This is a genomic window from Pseudomonas sp. 06C 126 (assembly GCF_001855215.1).
Classification (GTDB): domain Bacteria; phylum Pseudomonadota; class Gammaproteobacteria; order Pseudomonadales; family Pseudomonadaceae; genus Aquipseudomonas; species Aquipseudomonas proteolytica.
Genome location: NZ_MIFU01000024.1, coordinates 45,893 through 64,808, shown reverse-complemented (window position 1 = coordinate 64,808; position 18,916 = coordinate 45,893). Strand labels below are relative to the sequence as shown.

16 protein-coding genes and 2 tRNA genes are annotated in these 18,916 nt (G+C 58.0%); 17 read left to right on the top strand and 1 reads right to left on the bottom strand.

Annotated elements, in window-relative coordinates:
* Window positions 1-57 precede the first annotated feature (57 nt).
* The 7 genes from dnaK to BHC62_RS04950 all read left to right on the top strand — a co-directional run bounded on the left by dnaK (window position 58) and on the right by BHC62_RS04950 (window position 9,867).
* Entirely contained in the window at window positions 58-1,980 is a 1,923-nt protein-coding gene (gene dnaK / locus BHC62_RS04980; RefSeq protein ID WP_029299003.1) for a molecular chaperone DnaK, read from the top strand.
* Between the two features lie 316 nt (window positions 1,981-2,296).
* Window positions 2,297-3,421 (top strand): molecular chaperone DnaJ, encoded by a 1,125-nt coding sequence (gene dnaJ / locus BHC62_RS04975; RefSeq protein WP_029299001.1) that lies wholly within the window; start codon window positions 2,297-2,299, stop codon window positions 3,419-3,421.
* A 10-nt stretch (window positions 3,422-3,431) separates the two neighbouring features.
* Window positions 3,432-4,238: a 4-hydroxy-tetrahydrodipicolinate reductase gene (gene dapB, locus BHC62_RS04970; protein ID WP_029298999.1), complete on the top strand. Its 807-nt coding sequence runs from the start codon at window positions 3,432-3,434 to the stop codon at window positions 4,236-4,238.
* A 259-nt stretch (window positions 4,239-4,497) separates the two neighbouring features.
* A complete protein-coding gene (carA, locus tag BHC62_RS04965) occupies window positions 4,498-5,634 on the top strand; it encodes a glutamine-hydrolyzing carbamoyl-phosphate synthase small subunit (RefSeq protein ID WP_029298997.1) in 1,137 nt (378 codons plus the stop codon).
* A gap of 105 nt (window positions 5,635-5,739) precedes the next feature.
* Window positions 5,740-8,961 carry a carbamoyl-phosphate synthase large subunit gene (gene carB / locus BHC62_RS04960; RefSeq protein ID WP_029298996.1) on the top strand — a complete coding sequence of 1,074 codons (3,222 nt, stop codon included), beginning with the start codon at window positions 5,740-5,742 and terminating at the stop codon, window positions 8,959-8,961.
* Window positions 8,958-9,434: a transcription elongation factor GreA gene (gene greA, locus BHC62_RS04955; protein ID WP_008029775.1), complete on the top strand. Its 477-nt coding sequence runs from the start codon at window positions 8,958-8,960 to the stop codon at window positions 9,432-9,434. Before carB ends, greA begins: the two co-directional genes overlap by 4 nt.
* A gap of 28 nt (window positions 9,435-9,462) precedes the next feature.
* Window positions 9,463-9,867 carry an MFS transporter gene (locus BHC62_RS04950; RefSeq protein WP_070994378.1) on the top strand — a complete coding sequence of 135 codons (405 nt, stop codon included), beginning with the start codon at window positions 9,463-9,465 and terminating at the stop codon, window positions 9,865-9,867.
* Window positions 9,868-9,875: 8 nt separating this feature from the next.
* On the opposite strand, the gene BHC62_RS04945 is transcribed toward BHC62_RS04950, so the two are convergent.
* A complete protein-coding gene (locus tag BHC62_RS04945; protein ID WP_029298992.1) occupies window positions 9,876-10,184 on the bottom strand; it encodes a YhbY family RNA-binding protein in 309 nt (102 codons plus the stop codon).
* 105 nt (window positions 10,185-10,289) lie between these two features.
* Between BHC62_RS04945 and rlmE the strand changes: the two genes are divergently transcribed.
* The 10 genes from rlmE to nusA all read left to right on the top strand — a co-directional run bounded on the left by rlmE (window position 10,290) and on the right by nusA (window position 18,895).
* Window positions 10,290-10,940 carry a 23S rRNA (uridine(2552)-2'-O)-methyltransferase RlmE gene (gene rlmE, locus BHC62_RS04940; protein ID WP_029298990.1) on the top strand — a complete coding sequence of 217 codons (651 nt, stop codon included), beginning with the start codon at window positions 10,290-10,292 and terminating at the stop codon, window positions 10,938-10,940.
* Between the two features lie 200 nt (window positions 10,941-11,140).
* The gene (gene ftsH / locus BHC62_RS04935; RefSeq protein WP_029298988.1) at window positions 11,141-13,051 is read left to right on the top strand and encodes an ATP-dependent zinc metalloprotease FtsH; all 1,911 of its coding nucleotides are present in this window, start codon (window positions 11,141-11,143) and stop codon (window positions 13,049-13,051) included.
* Window positions 13,052-13,059: 8 nt separating this feature from the next.
* On the top strand, window positions 13,060-13,911 hold the full coding sequence (folP, locus tag BHC62_RS04930; protein WP_029298986.1) for a dihydropteroate synthase: 852 nt from the start codon (window positions 13,060-13,062) through the stop codon (window positions 13,909-13,911).
* A 16-nt stretch (window positions 13,912-13,927) separates the two neighbouring features.
* Window positions 13,928-15,265 (top strand): phosphoglucosamine mutase, encoded by a 1,338-nt coding sequence (glmM, locus tag BHC62_RS04925; protein WP_029298983.1) that lies wholly within the window; start codon window positions 13,928-13,930, stop codon window positions 15,263-15,265.
* 66 nt (window positions 15,266-15,331) lie between these two features.
* On the top strand, window positions 15,332-16,087 hold the full coding sequence (tpiA, locus tag BHC62_RS04920) for a triose-phosphate isomerase (RefSeq protein ID WP_070994377.1): 756 nt from the start codon (window positions 15,332-15,334) through the stop codon (window positions 16,085-16,087).
* A gap of 4 nt (window positions 16,088-16,091) precedes the next feature.
* The gene (secG, locus tag BHC62_RS27230; protein WP_029298979.1) at window positions 16,092-16,475 is read left to right on the top strand and encodes a preprotein translocase subunit SecG; all 384 of its coding nucleotides are present in this window, start codon (window positions 16,092-16,094) and stop codon (window positions 16,473-16,475) included.
* Between the two features lie 21 nt (window positions 16,476-16,496).
* Window positions 16,497-16,582, top strand: a tRNA-Leu gene (locus tag BHC62_RS04915).
* 96 nt (window positions 16,583-16,678) lie between these two features.
* Window positions 16,679-16,755 (top strand) — tRNA-Met (locus BHC62_RS04910).
* Between the two features lie 140 nt (window positions 16,756-16,895).
* Window positions 16,896-17,354, top strand: a complete 459-nt coding sequence (gene rimP / locus BHC62_RS04905; protein ID WP_032867412.1) for a ribosome maturation factor RimP — start codon at window positions 16,896-16,898, stop codon at window positions 17,352-17,354.
* A gap of 59 nt (window positions 17,355-17,413) precedes the next feature.
* Window positions 17,414-18,895 carry a transcription termination factor NusA gene (gene nusA / locus BHC62_RS04900; protein ID WP_029298976.1) on the top strand — a complete coding sequence of 494 codons (1,482 nt, stop codon included), beginning with the start codon at window positions 17,414-17,416 and terminating at the stop codon, window positions 18,893-18,895.
* The last annotated feature ends 21 nt before the right edge of the window (window positions 18,896-18,916 follow it).

Below are 18,916 nucleotides of genomic sequence, written 5' to 3'. Positions count from 1 at the left end.
CCGCAGTTAGCCACCACTGCTGCGGCAACCAAATCCAAAGTTTCGGGAGAGTGAATCATGGGCAAAATTATCGGTATCGACCTGGGGACCACCAACTCCTGCGTCTCCGTGCTGGAAAACGGCGTATCCAAGGTTATTGAGAACGCCGAAGGCGCACGTACTACCCCTTCCATCGTGGCTTACGCCAACGACGGCGAAATCCTGGTAGGCCAGTCCGCCAAGCGTCAGGCTGTGACCAATCCGCATAACACCCTGTACGCGGTGAAGCGTTTGATCGGTCGTAAGTTCGACGAAGAAGTTGTACAGAAAGACATCAAGATGGTGCCGTATAAAATCGCCAAGGCCGACAACGGTGACGCCTGGGTTGAAGTGAACGGCCAGAAAATGTCGCCGCCACAAATCTCGGCTGAAATCTTGAAAAAGATGAAGAAGACTGCCGAAGACTACCTCGGTGAAGCAGTGACCGAAGCGGTGATCACCGTTCCGGCCTACTTCAACGACAGCCAGCGCCAGGCGACCAAAGACGCCGGCCGTATCGCGGGCCTGGACGTAAAACGTATCATCAACGAGCCAACCGCGGCTGCTCTGGCCTATGGCATGGACAAGGCCAAGGGCGACCACACCGTGATCGTTTATGACCTGGGTGGCGGTACTTTCGACGTTTCCGTGATCGAAATCGCTGAAGTCGATGGCGAGCACCAGTTCGAAGTGTTGGCGACTAACGGTGACACGTTCCTGGGCGGTGAAGACTTTGACATTCGTCTGATCGACTACCTCGTCGACGAATTCAAGAAAGAAAGCGGCATGAACCTCAAGGGTGACCCGCTGGCGATGCAGCGCCTGAAAGAAGCCGCTGAAAAAGCCAAGATCGAACTGTCTTCGAGCAATTCGACCGACGTGAACCTGCCGTACATCACTGCAGACGCCACCGGTCCTAAGCACTTGAACGTGAAGATCTCGCGCGCCAAGCTCGAATCGCTGGTTGAAGACCTGGTTCAGCGTACCATCGAGCCTTGCCGCATCGCCCTGAAAGACTCGGGTATCGATGTTGGCTCGATCAACGACGTGATTCTGGTCGGTGGTCAGACCCGTATGCCGCTGGTGCAGCAGAAGGTTACCGAGTTCTTCGGTAAAGAAGCGCGTAAAGACGTCAACCCGGACGAAGCAGTTGCAATGGGTGCTGCCATTCAGGGCGCGGTATTGGCCGGCGACGTGAAAGACGTGCTGCTGCTGGACGTCAGCCCGCTGACCCTGGGTATCGAAACCATGGGCGGCGTGATGACTGCGCTGATCGAGAAGAACACCACGATTCCTACCAAGAAATCGCAAGTGTTCTCGACTGCCGATGACAACCAGGGCGCGGTGACCATTCACGTGCTGCAAGGTGAGCGTAAGCAGGCTGCGCAGAACAAGTCCCTGGGCAAGTTCGACCTGGCCGAGATTCCACCAGCTCCACGTGGCGTGCCACAGATTGAAGTAACCTTCGACATCGACGCCAACGGCATTCTGCACGTAGGCGCCAAGGACAAGGCCACTGGCAAGACTCAGTCGATCGTGATCAAGGCCAACTCCGGCCTGTCCGAGGAAGAAATTCAGCAGATGATCAACGACGCTGAAAAGAACGCCGAGGAAGATCGCAAGTTCGAAGAGCTGGCCGCTGCCCGGAACCAGGGTGATGCACTGGTTCACTCGACGCGCAAAATGATCGCTGATGCTGGCGACAAAGTGACTGCTGAAGAGAAGACTGCAATCGAAGCTGCAGTGGTTGCCCTGGAAGCCGCCGTTAAAGGTGATGACAAGGCCACTATCGAAGCCAAGGTTGAGGAGCTGTCGAAAGTCTCCGCGCCAGTAGCTCAGAAGATGTACGCCGAGCAAGGCCAGCCAGCTGACGGTGCCGCGCAACAGGCAGAGCCTGAAGCCAAGCACGATGATGTTGTCGATGCCGAGTTCGAAGAAGTAAAAGAAGACCAGAAGAAGTAACTTGGTCGCCCGGTTGACCGCTATCAAGCGGTGACTGGTAGGATGTCGCCGCGCGGGAGCTTGCTCCCGCGTTGGCGTGTCTGGGGTACGCGAATTTTTACAGCATGCGACAAGATTCGGATGTTGGCGGTGTGATCGGGAATGCTCCTGCTTTGCGATCAACAATCACCGCGTTTTTAGCTGGGTCTCGGCTGAGAGCAGTAAAGACCAGGATCGTTGAATTTGACGTGAGTTGGGTCCGGGCCTGTATTGGGGCTCAACGAGTTTGGCAGGCTCAGGAGGGTTTTGCCGGACGTCCTTAAGAGTGCAAAGACTTATGGCAAAGCGTGACTATTACGAAGTGTTGGGTGTGGAGCGGGGCTCCAGCGAGGCGGACCTGAAGAAGGCTTACCGTCGCCTGGCGATGAAGCACCACCCGGACCGTAATCCGGATAACAAAGAATCCGAAGAGTTGTTCAAGGAGGCCAACGAGGCCTACGAATGCCTGTGTGATCCGAACAAGCGCGCAGCCTACGACCAGTACGGCCACGCGGGTGTCGATCCGAGCATGGGTGGCGGCGGTGCCGGTTTTGGCGGGCAGAACTTCTCCGATATCTTCGGCGACGTGTTCAGCGACTTCTTCGGTGGCGGTCGCGGCGGTCAGCGCGGCGGTGCCCAGCGCGGCAGCGACTTGCGCTACACCCTGGAGCTGAATCTGGAAGAAGCCGTGCGCGGCACCAGCGTCAACATCCGCGTGCCGACGCTGGTCAATTGCAAGCCGTGCGACGGTTCAGGTGCCAAGAAGGGCTCTTCGCCGATTACCTGCCCGACTTGTGGTGGTATTGGTCAGGTGCGCATGCAGCAGGGCTTCTTCTCTGTGCAGCAAACCTGCCCGCGTTGCCATGGCCAGGGCAAGATCATTTCCGATCCGTGCGACTCTTGCCACGGCGAAGGGCGTGTCGAAGAGTACAAGACGCTGTCGGTGAAAGTGCCGGCGGGTGTCGATACTGGCGACCGTATCCGCTTGTCGGGTGAAGGCGAGGCGGGTGCGCAGGGTGGCCCGACGGGCGATCTGTACGTGGTGATCAATGTGCGCGAGCACTCGATCTTCCAGCGCGACGGCAAGCACCTGTTCTGTGAGGTGCCGATCAGCTTTGTCGATGCCGCCCTGGGTGGCGAGCTGGAGATTCCGACCCTCGATGGTCGGGTCAAGCTGAAGATTCCTGAGGGAACGCAGACCGGCAAGCAGTTCCGGATCCGTGGCAAAGGCGTTGCGCCAGTGCGTGGCGGTGGGGCGGGCGACTTGATGTGCCGTGTGGCCGTTGAGACCCCGGTCAACCTGGATCGTCGTCAGCGTGAGTTGCTCGAAGAATTGCGCAGCTCGCTGGACGGTGATGGCTCCCATTCGCCGAAGACCGCTGGCTGGTTCGAAGGCGTGAAGCGCTTCTTCGGCGACCTGTAAGGACGTGGATATGCGACGTATAGCAGTGATGGGCGCCGCCGGGCGCATGGGCAAGAACCTGGTGGAGGCGGTGCAGCAGCGCTCGCCTCTGTCGGGGCTGACTGCGGCGATCGTACGCCCGGGCAGTACGCTGATTGGCGCTGATGCTGGTGAGCTGGCTTCGCTGGGGCGGATCGGAGTGTCGTTGTCCGGTAGCCTGGAGCAGGTGGTTGACGAGTTCGATGTGCTGATCGACTTCACCCTGCCCGAAGTGATGCTGAAAAACCTGGCCTTCTGCCGTAAGGCTGGCAAGGCCATGGTTATCGGTACTACTGGCCTGAATGCCGAGCAGAAGCAGTTGCTGGTTGCGGCGGGCAAGGACATCCCTATCGTGTTTGCCGCCAACTTCAGTGTGGGCGTCAACTTGTCGCTGAAGTTGCTCGACATGGCCGCACGGGTGCTGGGGGATGATGCGGATATCGAGATCATCGAGGCCCATCACCGGCACAAGGTGGATGCGCCATCGGGCACCGCCATGCGCATGGGCGAGGTGATTGCCGATGCCTTGGGGCGCGATTTGTCGAAAGTCGCGGTGTATGGTCGCGAAGGTCATACCGGCGCGCGTGAGCGCGAGACCATTGGCTTTGCTACGGTGCGCGGCGGTGACGTGGTGGGTGATCACACGGTGCTGTTTGCTGCCGAAGGCGAGCGCCTGGAGATTACCCATAAGGCCTCCAGTCGTATGACCTTCGCCAAGGGCGCAGTGCGTGCGGCATTGTGGCTGGAGGGGCGCGAAGCAGGCCTCTACGACATGCAAGACGTGCTGGATCTGCGTTAATCAGTAGCAAAAACGGGCCCCGGGTATTACTCTAGGGCCCCGTTTTTACCCGCTAAGCGACGTCCTGTCGCATTCTCCTGCCTTTTAGGCTCTTTAGCGGTGGACCAAAAAAGCCTTTTTCTGTAAGCTACAGCTTTAGTGTGTCCACTAAAAGCGCGCAGAATAATTCAGTGAAGAAGCGGGGTGACGTGTCCATACGTCACTCCGCTTTTTTACAACCTGCGATCGCCCTTTCAGGCTTTATTTACGGGAGGTCTTCTTGACTAAGCCAGCCATACTCGCCCTTGCTGATGGCAGCATTTTTCGCGGCGAAGCCATTGGAGCCGACGGTCAGACCGTTGGAGAGGTGGTGTTCAACACCGCCATGACCGGCTATCAGGAAATCCTTACCGATCCTTCCTACGCCCAACAGATCGTTACCCTGACCTATCCGCACATCGGCAACACCGGTACTACACCGGAAGATATCGAGTCTGATCGTGTCTGGTCGGCTGGTCTGGTGATTCGTGACCTGCCACTGGTTGCGAGCAACTGGCGTAACACGATGTCGCTGTCCGATTACCTGAAAGCCAACAACGTTGTGGCAATCGCCGGTATCGATACGCGCCGCCTGACACGCATCCTGCGTGAAAAAGGCTCGCAGAATGGCTGCATCATGGTCGGTGACGATGTTTCCGAAGCCGCAGCGATTGCTGCAGCGCAAGGCTTCCCTGGCCTGAAAGGCATGGATCTGGCGAAAGTCGTCAGCACCAAAGAACAGTACGAGTGGCGCTCCACTGTCTGGGACTTGAAGACTGACAGCCACGCAACCATCGAGGCTAGCGAGTTGCCTTACCACGTGGTCGCTTACGACTACGGCGTGAAGTACAACATCCTGCGCATGCTGGTCGAGCGCGGTTGCCGCGTGACCGTGGTGCCGGCGCAAACCCCGGCCGCCGACGTACTGGCCCTGCAACCGGATGGTGTGTTCCTGTCCAACGGTCCGGGTGACCCGGAGCCATGCGACTACGCCATCAAGGCTATCAAGGAAGTGCTGGACACCGAGATCCCGGTATTCGGTATCTGCCTGGGTCACCAACTGCTGGCCCTGGCCTCCGGCGCCAAGACCCTGAAAATGGGCCATGGCCATCATGGTGCCAACCACCCGGTACAAGACCTGGACACTGGCGTAGTGATGATTACCAGCCAGAACCACGGTTTTGCGGTGGATGAAGCCACCTTGCCGGCCAATGTGCGCGCCATTCACAAGTCGCTGTTCGACGGTTCCCTGCAGGGTATCGAGCGCACCGACAAGAGCGCGTTCAGCTTCCAGGGCCACCCTGAAGCGAGCCCGGGCCCGAACGACGTAGCGCCGCTGTTCGACCGTTTCATCAATGAGATGGCCAAGCGACGCTAAATGAGCGGCCTGAGGGCGGCCCGGGAAACCGGCGGCCCCCTCAGGCTCTTCAAGGATTGTTCAAGACGGCTTGCCGACTGACCTGCGGATTTGAGTGACAAACCCATGCCAAAACGTACAGACATAAAAAGCATCCTGATTCTCGGCGCTGGCCCGATCGTTATCGGCCAGGCCTGCGAATTCGACTACTCCGGCGCCCAGGCCTGCAAGGCCCTGCGCGAAGAGGGTTACCGCGTCATCCTGGTGAACTCCAACCCGGCCACCATCATGACCGACCCGGACATGGCCGACGCCACCTACATCGAACCGATCAAGTGGCAGACCGTTGCCAAGATCATCGAGAAAGAGCGTCCAGATGCACTGCTGCCGACCATGGGCGGCCAGACTGCACTGAACTGCGCCCTGGACCTGGAGCGCGAAGGCGTCCTGGAAAAGTTCGGCGTAGAGATGATTGGCGCCAATGCCGACACCATCGACAAGGCTGAAGACCGCTCGCGTTTCGACAAGGCCATGAAGTCCATCGGTCTTGATTGCCCGCGCTCGGGCATCGCCCACAGCATGGAAGAGGCCAACGCGGTTCTCGAAAAGCTGGGTTTCCCGTGCATTATCCGTCCGTCCTTCACGATGGGCGGCACTGGCGGCGGTATCGCTTACAACCGTGAAGAATTCGAAGAAATCTGCGCGCGCGGTCTGGACCTGTCGCCGACCAAAGAGCTGCTGATCGACGAATCCCTGATCGGCTGGAAAGAGTACGAGATGGAAGTTGTCCGCGACAAAAAGGACAACTGCATCATCGTCTGCTCGATCGAAAACTTCGACCCAATGGGTGTGCACACCGGTGACTCGATCACCGTGGCTCCGGCACAGACCCTGACGGACAAGGAATACCAGATCATGCGTAACGCCTCGTTGGCGGTACTGCGTGAGATCGGCGTTGAAACCGGCGGTTCCAACGTTCAGTTCGGTATCTGCCCGAACACCGGCCGTATGGTCGTGATCGAGATGAACCCGCGTGTATCGCGTTCTTCGGCGCTGGCATCAAAAGCTACCGGCTTCCCGATTGCGCGCATCGCTGCCAAGCTGGCGATCGGTTACACCTTGGACGAGCTGCAAAACGAGATCACTGGTGGTGCTACGCCGGCGTCCTTCGAGCCGTCGATCGACTATGTCGTCACTAAGCTGCCACGCTTCGCTTTCGAGAAATTCCCGAAAGCCGACGCCCGCCTGACCACTCAGATGAAGTCGGTCGGTGAAGTCATGGCCATCGGCCGGACCTTCCAGGAGTCGCTGCAGAAAGCCCTGCGTGGCCTGGAAGTGGGCGTTTGCGGTCTGGACGAGAAGCTCGACCTGAGCAACCCAGAAAGCATGAGCGTGCTCAAGCGCGAGCTGACCGTGCCAGGCGCCGAGCGTATCTGGTACGTGGCTGATGCTTTCCGCGCTGGCATGACCGTCGAAGACATCTTCGGCATGAACATGATTGACCCGTGGTTCCTGGTGCAGATCGAAGATCTGATCAAGGAAGAAGAGAAGGTCAAGACCCTGGGTCTGTCCTCTATCGACCGCGACCTGATGTTCCGCCTCAAGCGCAAAGGCTTCTCTGACCAGCGTCTGGCCAAGCTGCTGGGCGTGACCGAGAAGAACCTGCGCACCCATCGCCACAAGCTGGATATCTTCCCGGTCTACAAGCGCGTTGACACGTGCGCCGCAGAGTTCGCCACCGACACCGCGTACCTGTACTCCACCTACGAGGAAGAGTGCGAAGCCGCGCCGTCGGGCCGCGACAAGATCATCATCCTGGGCGGCGGTCCAAACCGTATCGGCCAGGGTATCGAGTTCGACTACTGCTGCGTCCACGCCGCCCTCGCCCTGCGCGAAGACGGGTACGAGACCATCATGGTCAACTGCAACCCGGAAACCGTTTCCACTGACTACGACACCTCCGATCGCCTGTACTTCGAGCCAGTAACCCTGGAAGACGTGCTGGAAATCTGTCGCGTCGAGAAGCCAAAAGGCGTGATCGTCCAGTACGGCGGGCAAACTCCGCTGAAACTGGCGCGTGCCCTGGAAGCGGCCGGCGTGCCGATCATCGGTACCAGCCCTGACGCCATCGACCGTGCCGAAGACCGTGAGCGCTTCCAGCAGATGGTCGAGCGCCTGAACCTGCGCCAGCCGCCAAACGCGACCGTGCGCAGCGAAGACGAGGCCATCCGTGCAGCCAGCAAGATCGGCTACCCGTTGGTGGTGCGTCCGTCCTACGTGCTGGGCGGCCGGGCGATGGAAATCGTCTACGAAGAAGAAGAACTCAAACGCTACCTGCGTGACGCGGTGAAAGTGTCCAATGACAGCCCGGTCCTGCTGGACCACTTCCTCAACTGCGCCATCGAGATGGACGTGGATGCGGTCTGCGACGGTACCGACGTGGTGATTGGCGCGATCATGCAGCACATCGAGCAGGCAGGCGTTCACTCCGGTGATTCCGCGTGCTCCCTGCCGCCGTACTCGCTGCCGCTGCACATCCAGGACGAGATGCGCGAGCAGGTCAAGAAAATGGCCCTGGAACTGGGTGTGGTCGGCCTGATGAACGTACAGTTGGCGCTGCAAGGCGAAGACATCTACGTCATCGAGGTCAACCCGCGTGCTTCGCGTACCGTGCCGTTTGTTTCCAAGTGCATCGGTGTGTCCCTGGCGATGATTGCCGCCCGTGTAATGGCCGGTAAAACCTTGAAGGAAATCGGCTTCACCAAGGAAATCATTCCGAACTTCTACAGTGTGAAAGAAGCGGTGTTCCCTTTCGCCAAATTCCCTGGTGTGGACCCGATCCTGGGCCCAGAGATGAAGTCCACCGGTGAAGTGATGGGCGTGGGCGATACCTTCGGCGAAGCATTCGCCAAGGCCCAGATGGGCGCCAGCGAAGTGCTGCCGACCGGCGGTACTGCGTTTATCAGCGTGCGTGACGATGACAAGCCACTGGTTGCAGGCGTGGCCCGTGATCTGATCAACTTGGGCTTCGAGGTCGTGGCGACTGCCGGGACTGCCAAGCTGATTGAGGCGGCTGGCCTGAAAGTGCGTCGCGTGAACAAGGTAACGGAAGGTCGTCCGCACGTGGTCGACATGATCAAGAATGACGAAGTCACCCTGATCATCAACACCACCGAAGGTCGCCAGTCGATCGCGGACTCCTACTCCATTCGTCGAAACGCCTTGCAGCATAAGATCTACTGCACCACCACCATTGCTGCTGGCGAAGCTATCTGTGAAGCGCTCAAGTTCGGTCCGGAAAAGACCGTGCGTCGCTTGCAGGATCTACACGCAGGATTGAAGGCATGATCAAATACCCTATGACTGTCCAGGGCGCCAAGGCCCTGGAAGAGGAGCACGCCCATCTGACCAAGGTCGTACGTCCGAAGCTGAGCCAGGACATCGGTACGGCCCGTGAGTTGGGTGACTTGAAGGAAAACGCCGAATACCACGCTGCTCGTGAGCAGCAGGGTATGGTCGAGGCGCGGATCCGTGATATTGAAGGGCGGATTCAGAATCAGGTCATCATTGATGTCACAAGCATTCCGCACACCGGCAAAGTGATTTTCGGTACCACTGTGGAAATCGCCAACGTTGAGACGGATGAGCGCGTGACTTACCACATCGTGGGTGAGGATGAAGCTGACTTCAAACTCGGCAAGATCTCCGTCGGCTCGCCCCTGGCCCGTGCCTTGATCGCCAAGGAAGAGGGTGATGTGGTGGCCGTCAAGACGCCTGGTGGCGTGATCGAGTACGAGATTGTCGAAGTTCGTCACATCTGAAAGGCGGCGCCCGCTTCGAGCGGGCGCCATGCTTTGGCAGTTGACCCAGATGCTCTGGGTTGGCGGCCTGTGGCTGTTGCACCTGGGTGTATTGCCGGTGCTGGGCATGATTGGCCTGGCGCCGTTGCTGATCTATGAGATCGGCGGATTATTGAGTGCGTTGCTGGTAGGTTTTGCAGCCGCGTGCGTGACGCTCCAGGCGCTTGTGCTGATCAAGGCCGAGGGCTTGGGGAGTTTGTGGCGGGATATGCGTGGGCAACTGCTGTTGATGGCGCTGTATGCGTGCGCAATGTATTGCGTGGTGCGCATATTGCTGCCGGAAGCGTTGCGCTGGCAGCTGTTCAGCTATCTTGTGCTAGGGTTTTCTGGCTTGGTGCTGGTGGTACAGCCTGCGCCGGGGTGGAGCGGCAGGGCGCGCGAAGCACGCCCGTGACCCTTGAATCATTTGAAGCGATGAACGTTCGACAGTTGCTTGTTGGCGCTGAAATTCTTGCGATACAGCAGCGCCATCTTGCCGATGACCTGAACCAGGTCCGCTTTGCCCACCTTGCACAGTTCTGCAATGGCGGCCAGGCGTGCTTCGCGATCAAGGATATTGACCTTGATCTTGATCAGCTCGTGATCGCCTAATGCGCGTTCAAGTTCGGCTAACACACCTTCAGTCAAACCGTTGTCTGCCACAATCAGAACTGGTTTCAGATGGTGGCCAATGGATTTGTACTGTTTCTTCTGCTCTTGAGTGAGCGGCATAATCTGACCCCTGCGTCTGATCTTGTAAAAAGCGGCGGCCAGTTTACCCGAGCGAGTCCGGGACCGCCCAGTTAATCACGACCCGTTTTATTTTCGAGGTGGCCCGTGGCCCGTTCCAAAACTAGCCTTAAGTGGCTGCAAGAGCATTTCAACGATCCTTACGTCAAAAAGGCGCAGAAGGACGGCTACCGTTCACGGGCCAGTTACAAACTGCTGGAGATCCAGGACAAGGACAAGTTGATCCGTCCGGGCATGAGCGTTATTGACCTGGGGGCCGCCCCAGGTGGTTGGTCCCAGGTGACCAGTCGTCTGATTGGTGGGCAGGGGCGTCTGATCGCGTCCGATATCCTGGAAATGGACAGCATCCCGGATGTGACCTTTGTTCACGGTGACTTCACCGAGGACGCCGTACTTGCGCAGATCCTTGAGGCGGTAGGAAATTCACAGGTAGACCTTGTGATTTCCGACATGGCCCCCAATATGAGTGGATTACCGGCCGTTGATATGCCGCGCGCGATGTTCCTCTGTGAATTGGCGCTGGATTTGGCGGGTCGGGTTTTGCGTCCAGGTGGAGATTTCCTTGTGAAGGTCTTCCAGGGCGAAGGTTTTGACGAGTACCACAAGAACATTCGCAAGTTGTTCGACAAGGTGCAGACGCGCAAGCCTGACTCTTCCCGGGACAGGTCCAGGGAGCAGTATTTGTTGTGCCGCGGCTTCCGCGGTGTCGAGGGCGCTGCGAGCGAAGAGCGTTTTTGAGGAATTCGAGGTAGGCGATAGGTTTTTTTATATCGCTTTCGTCATGAAGCTTTACGAATATTGTGTAGTCAAAGTTTCACAAAGGGTTACAGACGGCGCCTGCCAGAGTTGTAGGTAATGTAGTAAGTTAGGCCGGTGAATATCATGCGAAGCGCGCGCCAGTAGCGGAGCTTGCTTCAGAGGGTAGTTAATTGAACGATATGGCAAAGAATCTGATCCTGTGGTTGATCATCGCGGCTGTCCTGGTGACGGTGATGAACAACTTCTCCAGCCCTAACGAGCCGCAGACCCTCAACTATTCCGACTTCATCCAGCAAGTTAAGGATGGCAAGGTCGAGCGCGTGGCGGTTGATGGCTACGTGATCACTGGCAAACGCAACGATGGCGATAGCTTCAAGACCATTCGTCCGGCGATCCAGGACAATGGCCTGATCGGCGACCTGGTGGATAACAAGGTCGTCGTCGAAGGTAAGCAGCCTGAGCAGCAGAGCATCTGGACCCAGCTGCTGGTAGCCAGCTTCCCGATCCTGGTGATTATCGCCGTGTTCATGTTCTTCATGCGCCAGATGCAAGGCGGCGCGGGGGGCAAGGGCGGGCCGATGAGCTTCGGCAAGAGCAAGGCGCGCCTGCTTTCTGAAGATCAGGTGAAAACTACCCTGGCTGACGTTGCAGGTTGCGACGAAGCCAAGGAAGAAGTCGGTGAGTTGGTCGAGTTCCTGCGCGATCCGGGCAAGTTCCAGCGCCTGGGCGGCCGTATTCCTCGCGGTGTACTGATGGTCGGTCCTCCGGGTACCGGTAAGACCCTGCTTGCCAAGGCGATTGCCGGCGAAGCCAAGGTGCCGTTCTTCACCATTTCCGGTTCCGACTTCGTCGAGATGTTTGTCGGCGTAGGTGCAAGCCGTGTGCGTGACATGTTCGAGCAGGCCAAGAAGCACGCGCCTTGCATCATCTTCATCGATGAAATCGACGCTGTCGGTCGCCATCGTGGTGCTGGTATGGGCGGTGGTCACGACGAGCGTGAGCAGACCCTCAACCAGTTGCTGGTGGAGATGGACGGCTTTGAAATGAACGATGGCATCATCGTGATTGCCGCCACCAACCGTCCTGACGTACTTGACCCTGCGCTGCTGCGTCCGGGCCGTTTCGACCGTCAGGTCGTGGTGGGCTTGCCAGATATCCGTGGCCGCGAGCAGATTCTCAAGGTCCACATGCGCAAAGTGCCGATGGGCGATGACGTGGCTCCGGGTGTGATTGCCCGTGGTACTCCTGGTTTCTCCGGTGCCGACCTGGCCAACCTGGTGAACGAGGCCTCGCTGTTCGCTGCCCGTACCGGCAAGCGCATCGTCGAGATGAAAGAATTCGAGCTGGCCAAAGACAAGATCATGATGGGTGCCGAGCGCAAATCCATGGTCATGTCCGAAAAAGAGAAGCAGAACACCGCTTATCACGAAGCTGGTCACGCCATTGTCGGTCGTGTTGTGCCTGAGCATGACCCGGTCTACAAGGTCTCGATCATTCCGCGTGGTCGCGCACTGGGTGTCACCATGTTCCTGCCGGAAGAGGATCGCTACAGCCTCTCCAAGCGCGCCCTGATCAGCCAGATCTGTTCGCTGTACGGCGGCCGTATCGCTGAAGAGATGACCTTGGGTTTTGACGGTGTTACCACCGGCGCGTCCAACGACATCATGCGTGCCAGCCAGATTGCGCGGAATATGGTCACCAAGTGGGGTCTGTCGGAAAAACTTGGCCCACTGATGTATGCCGAGGAAGAAGGTGAAGTGTTCCTGGGGCGTGGCGGCGGTGGTCAAAGTGCCAGCTTCTCTGGTGAGACTGCCAAGCTGATTGACTCCGAAGTGCGCAGCATCATTGACCAGTGCTACGGCACGGCCAAGCAGATCCTTACCGATAACCGCGACAAGCTCGACGCCATGGCTGATGCCCTGATGAAGTACGAGACCATTGATGCCGAACAGATTGACGACATCATGGCCGGCCGTACGCCTCGTGAGCCTCGCGATTGGGAAGGTGGTTCGGGTACTTCAGGCACACCGCCAGTAGTACAGAACGAGCGCCCGGAAAACCCAATCGGCGGCCCGGCTGCCGACCTTTAAGGCTTGAAATGACTTCTGCGTCGCCCTCTACCCGGTTGCCTTGCGGCAGCCGGGTTCTTGATTTGGCCCGTACTCACGTTATGGGCATTCTCAATGTAACCCCTGATTCCTTTTCCGACGGTGGCCGCTTCAGTCAGCTGGATGCGGCATTGCGCCATGCAGAAGCGATGGTCGCTGCAGGTGCGACCCTGATCGATGTTGGTGGCGAATCGACCCGGCCAGGAGCGCGCGCTGTCTCCCCATTGGAGGAGATGGAGCGTGTAGCGCCGATTGTCGAGCGAATCCATCGCGAATTGGATGTAATCATTTCAGTAGACACCTCGACCCCAGCCGTCATGCGTGAAACCGCGCGGCTTGGAGCGGGGTTGATCAACGACGTGCGCTCATTGCAGCGCGACGGCGCGCTGGACGCTGCTGCGGCCACTGGGTTGCCGGTCTGTCTGATGCATATGCTCGGTGAGCCCGGGACGATGCAGGACGCTCCGCACTACGACAACCTTGTTGAAGAAGTGACGGAATTCCTGGTGGATCGCATTGCCCAATGCGCCGCTGTGGGAATTGCACCTGAGCGGATCATTCTCGACCCCGGGTTTGGTTTTGCCAAAACCCTGCAGCACAACTTGAGCCTGTTCAAACATATGCAGTCGCTGCATGCCCTTGGTCGTCCCCTGTTGGTTGGGGTGTCGCGCAAGAGCATGATAGGCATGGCCTTGAATCGTCCCGTGGGCGAGCGCCTGCACGGCGGACTGGCCCTGGCGGCCTTGGCTGTCGCCAAGGGTGCGCGCATTCTACGGGTGCACGATGTGGCCGAGACCGTTGACGTAGTGCGGATGATCGAAGCGGTAGAATCAGCCGAATAAGAATGATGGAGCACTTATGACAAAGAAATATTTTGGCACCGACGGTATTCGTGGTCGGGTCGGCGAATTCCCGATCACTCCGGATTTCATGCTCAAGCTGGGCTGGGCGGCCGGGATGGCTTTCCGCAGCATGGGGGCATGTCGCATCCTGGTCGGCAAGGACACGCGGATCTCTGGTTACATGTTCGAATCTGCATTGGAGGCGGGCCTGTCTGCTGCCGGGGCTGACGTGATGTTGCTGGGGCCGATGCCTACGCCGGCGATCGCTTACCTCACGCGTACCTTTCACGCTGAAGCCGGGATTGTGATCAGCGCTTCGCACAATCCCCATGATGATAATGGCATCAAGTTCTTTTCGGGTCAGGGCACCAAGCTGCCGGACGAGATCGAGCATATGATTGAAGAGCTGCTGGATGCGCCGATGACCGTCGTCGAATCGAGCAAGCTGGGCAAGGTTTCGCGGATCAACGACGCTTCGGGTCGTTATATCGAGTTTTGCAAAAGCAGCGTGCCCACCAGTACCAATTTTGCCGGGCTCAAGGTGGTGATCGACTGCGCCCACGGTGCGACCTACAAGGTGGCGCCCAGCGTATTCAAGGAGTTGGGGGCCGAGGTGACTGTGCTGTCGGCTCAGCCCAACGGCCTGAACATCAACGACAACTGCGGCTCGACCCATATGGGGCAGTTGCAGGCGGCGGTATTGGCTGAGCACGCGGACCTGGGTATTGCCTTTGATGGCGACGGCGACCGCGTTTTGATGGTCGATCACACGGGCGCCATCGTTGACGGTGACGACCTGCTGTTCATCATTGCCCGTGACCTGCATGAGCGTAACAAGCTGCAAGGCGGCGTCGTCGGTACCTTGATGAGTAACCTGGGGCTGGAGTTGGCCCTGGCAGATCTGGGGATCCCGTTTGTGCGCGCCAATGTTGGCGACCGCTACGTGATTGCCGAGCTGCTGGAGCGCAACTGGGTGGTGGGTGGCGAGAATTCCGGGCACGTAGTGTGCTTCCAGCACACCACTACCGGTGATGCGATCATCGCTGCGTTGCAGGTGCTATTGGCCTTGCGTCGCCGTGAAGAGAGCCTGGCCCAGGCACGTCAAGCATTGCGCAAATGTCCTCAGGTACTGCTCAATGTGCGTTTCTCTGGGGGTGAAAACCCTATCGAGCACCCGGCCATCAAGGAAGCCTGTGAGCGTGTTACCGTCGCTATGGCGGGCCGTGGCCGGGTCTTGTTGCGCAAGTCGGGGACCGAGCCTTTGGTGCGTGTCATGGTCGAAGGCGATGACGAAACACAGGTTCGCGGCTATGCCGAAGAGCTGGCAAAACTGGTAACTGAAGTTTGCGCCTGAATTCGGCTTGCCAGTGTTGATGCGGTTGGGTAACATCTGCGCCCACTTTGACCGACGAGGTACAGCATGCGTCGCACTATGGTAGCTGGTAACTGGAAGATGCACGGTACCCGCGCCAGTGTCGCTGAGCTGGTCAATGGCCTTCGTCACTTGGCACTGCCGAGTGGTGTCGATATCGCGGTATTCCCGCCTTGCTTGCATATCAACCAAGTGGTTGATGGCTTGAAAGGCAAGTCGATCCAGGTCGGCGCGCAGAATTCCGCAGTAGAAGCCATGCAGGGTGCGTTGACTGGTGAGATTGCACCGAGTCAGCTGGTTGATGCAGGTTGTTCCTATGTGCTCGTTGGGCACTCCGAGCGCCGTCAGATGATGGGCGAGCGTGATGGGACACTCAACCGCAAGTTCGCAGCAGCACAGGCTTGTGGCCTGATTCCCGTGTTGTGCATAGGGGAGACCCTTGAGCAGCGTGAATCCGGCAAGACTCTTGAAGTTGTCTCGCGTCAGCTGGGCAGCATCATCGAGGAGCTGGGTGTTGGTGCATTTGCAAAGGCAGTGATTGCTTACGAGCCGGTCTGGGCCATTGGCACCGGGCTGACTGCTACACCGCAACAGGCGCAGGATGTGCACGCAGCCATCCGCGCGCAGTTGGCGGCAGAGAATTCTGAGGTCGCGCAAGGTGTGCGGCTTCTATACGGCGGCAGCGTGAAGGCGGCCAATGCGGTCGAACTGTTCGGCATGCCGGATATCGATGGGGGGCTCATTGGTGGAGCTTCCCTGAATGCAGATGAGTTCGGTGCGATTTGTCGCGCCGCGGGAAACTGAGAAAATGCTGGAAACAGTCGTAGTCGTTTTTCATCTGTTGGGTGCACTGGGCGTTGTTGCCTTGGTATTGCTGCAACAGGGTAAAGGTGCGGACGCTGGTGCGTCTTTCGGGGCAGGTGCTTCAAATACTGTGTTCGGAAGCCAAGGTTCCTCTACCTTTCTTAGTAAGTTTACTGCTATACTTGCCGCCGGTTTCTTCATAACCAGCCTGGGGTTAGGTTACTTTGCTAAAGAGAAAGCTCATGTGCTGACTCAAGCAGGTTTGCCAGATCCAGCAGTGTTGGAAGTTCCAAAAGCAAAACCGGCTTCTGATGATGTCCCGGTGCTTCAAGAGCAAAAGTCGGCTACTCCAGCGACTGACGTGCCTCCAGCTCAAGAGCAGAAGTAAGAAGGTTGTAAACGCTGTATTGCCGAGGTGGTGGAATTGGTAGACACGCAACCTTGAGGTGGTTGTGCCCATAGGGTGTAGGGGTTCGAGTCCCCTTCTCGGTACCAATTATCAGGAGAGCCCGCTGTTGCGGGCTTTCTTGTAGGTGGAAGGTTACATTGACCCTGTAAGGGATCGGTCGTATACTTCCGCCCCAGCTTTGTCGCGGGGTGGAGCAGTCTGGTAGCTCGTCGGGCTCATAACCCGAAGGTCGTCGGTTCAAATCCGGCCCCCGCAACCAGTTTTAGCGGAGCCCCTTTTAAGGGGCTTTTTGTTAGCTGGACACTTTCAACGCCGCTGTTCGACGGCGTTTCAAGGATGGGCGTTTCGCCCATTTTTTTATTTTGCACAGCATGCACATACATGCACGAGGGGGTTCAGGTGTCGAGCAAGCTAGAAGAGTTGCAGGCCTTGCTGGCCCCGGTGGTCGTGGCCCTAGGCTATGAATGCTGGGGTATTGAGTTTTCGGCTCAAGGTCGCCACTCAATGTTGCGCGTTTATATCGATAAAGAGGGCGGCGTGCTGGTGGACGATTGTGCCATCGTCAGCCGTCAGATCAGTGGTGTCCTGGATGTTGAAGATCCGATCGCCGTTGAATACACCCTCGAAGTTTCCTCGCCAGGCATGGAACGCCCACTGTTCACTATTGAGCAGTTTGCTAAATATGCCGGTGAACAAGTGAAGATCAAGCTGCGATCTCCTTTCGAAGGGCGACGCAACTTTCAGGGCCTTCTGCGCGGTGTAGAAGAACAGGATGTAGTGGTGCAGGTAGAAGACCACGAGTTCCTGTTGCCGATCGATATGATCGACAAGGCCAACATTATTCCTAGTTTTGACTGAGACGTGCCAGAAACTGCGGATCCCGCGGATCCAATGGCTTGCGAAAGGCGAGGCGTACGATGAGCAAAGAAGTACTGCTGGTTGTTGAGTCGGTATCCAATGAAAAGGGCGTACCGGCAAACGTGATTTTTGAAGCGCTGGAGCTGGCCCTGGCCACTGCTACCAAAAAGCGTTTTGAAGACGAAGTTGATCTGCGTGTGGAAATCAATCGCCACACCGGAGCCTATGAGACTTTCCGTCGCTGGACGGTCGTCGAAGAAGCCGATCTTGATGATCCGGCCATCGAAACCTGGCCGAGCAAGGTTGCGTTAACGCATCCTGGTGCCCAGGTTGGTGACGTCGTCGAGGAAAAGATCGAGTCCATCGAGTTCGGCCGCATCGCTGCACAGACTGCCAAGCAGGTCATCGTGCAAAAGGTTCGCGAAGCCGAGCGCGCCCAAGTTGTTGATGCCTATCGCGAGCGCCTGGGGGAAATCATCTCCGGCACCGTGAAGAAAGTAACTCGCGACAACGTGATCGTCGACCTGGGTAACAACGCAGAAGCGTTGTTGGCCCGTGAAGACATCATTTCCCGCGAAACCTTCCGTGTTGGCGTGCGTTTGCGCGCGCTACTCAAGGAAATCCGCACTGAGAACCGCGGCCCTCAACTGATCCTGTCGCGTACTGCGCCGGAAATGTTGATAGAGCTGTTCCGTATCGAAGTGCCGGAAATTGCCGAAGGCCTGATCGAAGTCATGGCTGCGTCCCGCGACCCGGGTTCGCGTGCCAAGATCGCGGTCCGCTCCAAGGACAAACGCATCGACCCGCAAGGCGCTTGCATTGGTATGCGCGGTTCGCGCGTCCAGGCAGTGTCGGGCGAATTGGGCGGTGAGCGCGTGGATATCGTGCTGTGGGACGATAACCCAGCGCAGTTCGTGATCAACGCCATGTCCCCGGCCGAAGTTGCGGCAATTATTGTTGACGAAGATGCCCATGCAATGGACATCGCCGTTGGCGCAGACAATCTGGCCCAGGCCATCGGTCGCGGTGGTCAGAACGTGCGTCTGGCCAGCCAGTTGACTGGTTGGACCCTGAACGTCATGACCGAATCGGACATCCAGGCTAAGCAGCAAGCAGAAACCGGCGATATCCTGCGCAACTTCATCGACGAGCTGGAAGTCGACGAAGATCTGGCACAGGTGCTGGTAGATGAAGGCTTCACCAGCCTGGAAGAGATTGCCTACGTACCGGTGGAGGAAATGCTCAACATCGACGGCTTTGACGAAGACACCGTCAACGAGCTTCGCGCTCGGGCCAAGGATCGCTTGTTGACTAAAGCCATCGCTACTGAGGAAAAGCTGGCAGACGCCCATCCGGCCGAAGACCTGCTCTCGCTTGAGGGTATGGACAAGGATTTGGCGATGGAACTGGCGGTGCGCGGCGTAATTACCCGCGAAGACCTGGCCGAGCAGTCTATTGACGACCTGCTCGACATCGACGGCATTGACGATGATCGTGCCGGCAAGTTGATCATGGCCGCCCGAGCCCATTGGTTCGAGTAATTAGGCGCGGCCTGAGGAGAG

Coding starts and splice junctions, on each gene's coding strand:
- dapB (WP_029298999.1), top strand. CDS start 3,432: ATGCGACGTATAGCAGTGATGGGCGCCGCCGGGCGCATGGGCAAGAAC.
- folP (WP_029298986.1), top strand. CDS start 13,060: ATGACTTCTGCGTCGCCCTCTACCCGGTTGCCTTGCGGCAGCCGGGTT.
- dnaJ (WP_029299001.1), top strand. CDS start 2,297: ATGGCAAAGCGTGACTATTACGAAGTGTTGGGTGTGGAGCGGGGCTCC.
- carB (WP_029298996.1), top strand. CDS start 5,740: ATGCCAAAACGTACAGACATAAAAAGCATCCTGATTCTCGGCGCTGGC.
- nusA (WP_029298976.1), top strand. CDS start 17,414: ATGAGCAAAGAAGTACTGCTGGTTGTTGAGTCGGTATCCAATGAAAAG.
- greA (WP_008029775.1), top strand. CDS start 8,958: ATGATCAAATACCCTATGACTGTCCAGGGCGCCAAGGCCCTGGAAGAG.
- glmM (WP_029298983.1), top strand. CDS start 13,928: ATGACAAAGAAATATTTTGGCACCGACGGTATTCGTGGTCGGGTCGGC.
- secG (WP_029298979.1), top strand. CDS start 16,092: ATGCTGGAAACAGTCGTAGTCGTTTTTCATCTGTTGGGTGCACTGGGC.
- dnaK (WP_029299003.1), top strand. CDS start 58: ATGGGCAAAATTATCGGTATCGACCTGGGGACCACCAACTCCTGCGTC.
- tpiA (WP_070994377.1), top strand. CDS start 15,332: ATGCGTCGCACTATGGTAGCTGGTAACTGGAAGATGCACGGTACCCGC.
- ftsH (WP_029298988.1), top strand. CDS start 11,141: ATGGCAAAGAATCTGATCCTGTGGTTGATCATCGCGGCTGTCCTGGTG.
- BHC62_RS04950 (WP_070994378.1), top strand. CDS start 9,463: ATGCTTTGGCAGTTGACCCAGATGCTCTGGGTTGGCGGCCTGTGGCTG.
- BHC62_RS04945 (WP_029298992.1), bottom strand. CDS start 10,184: ATGCCGCTCACTCAAGAGCAGAAGAAACAGTACAAATCCATTGGCCAC.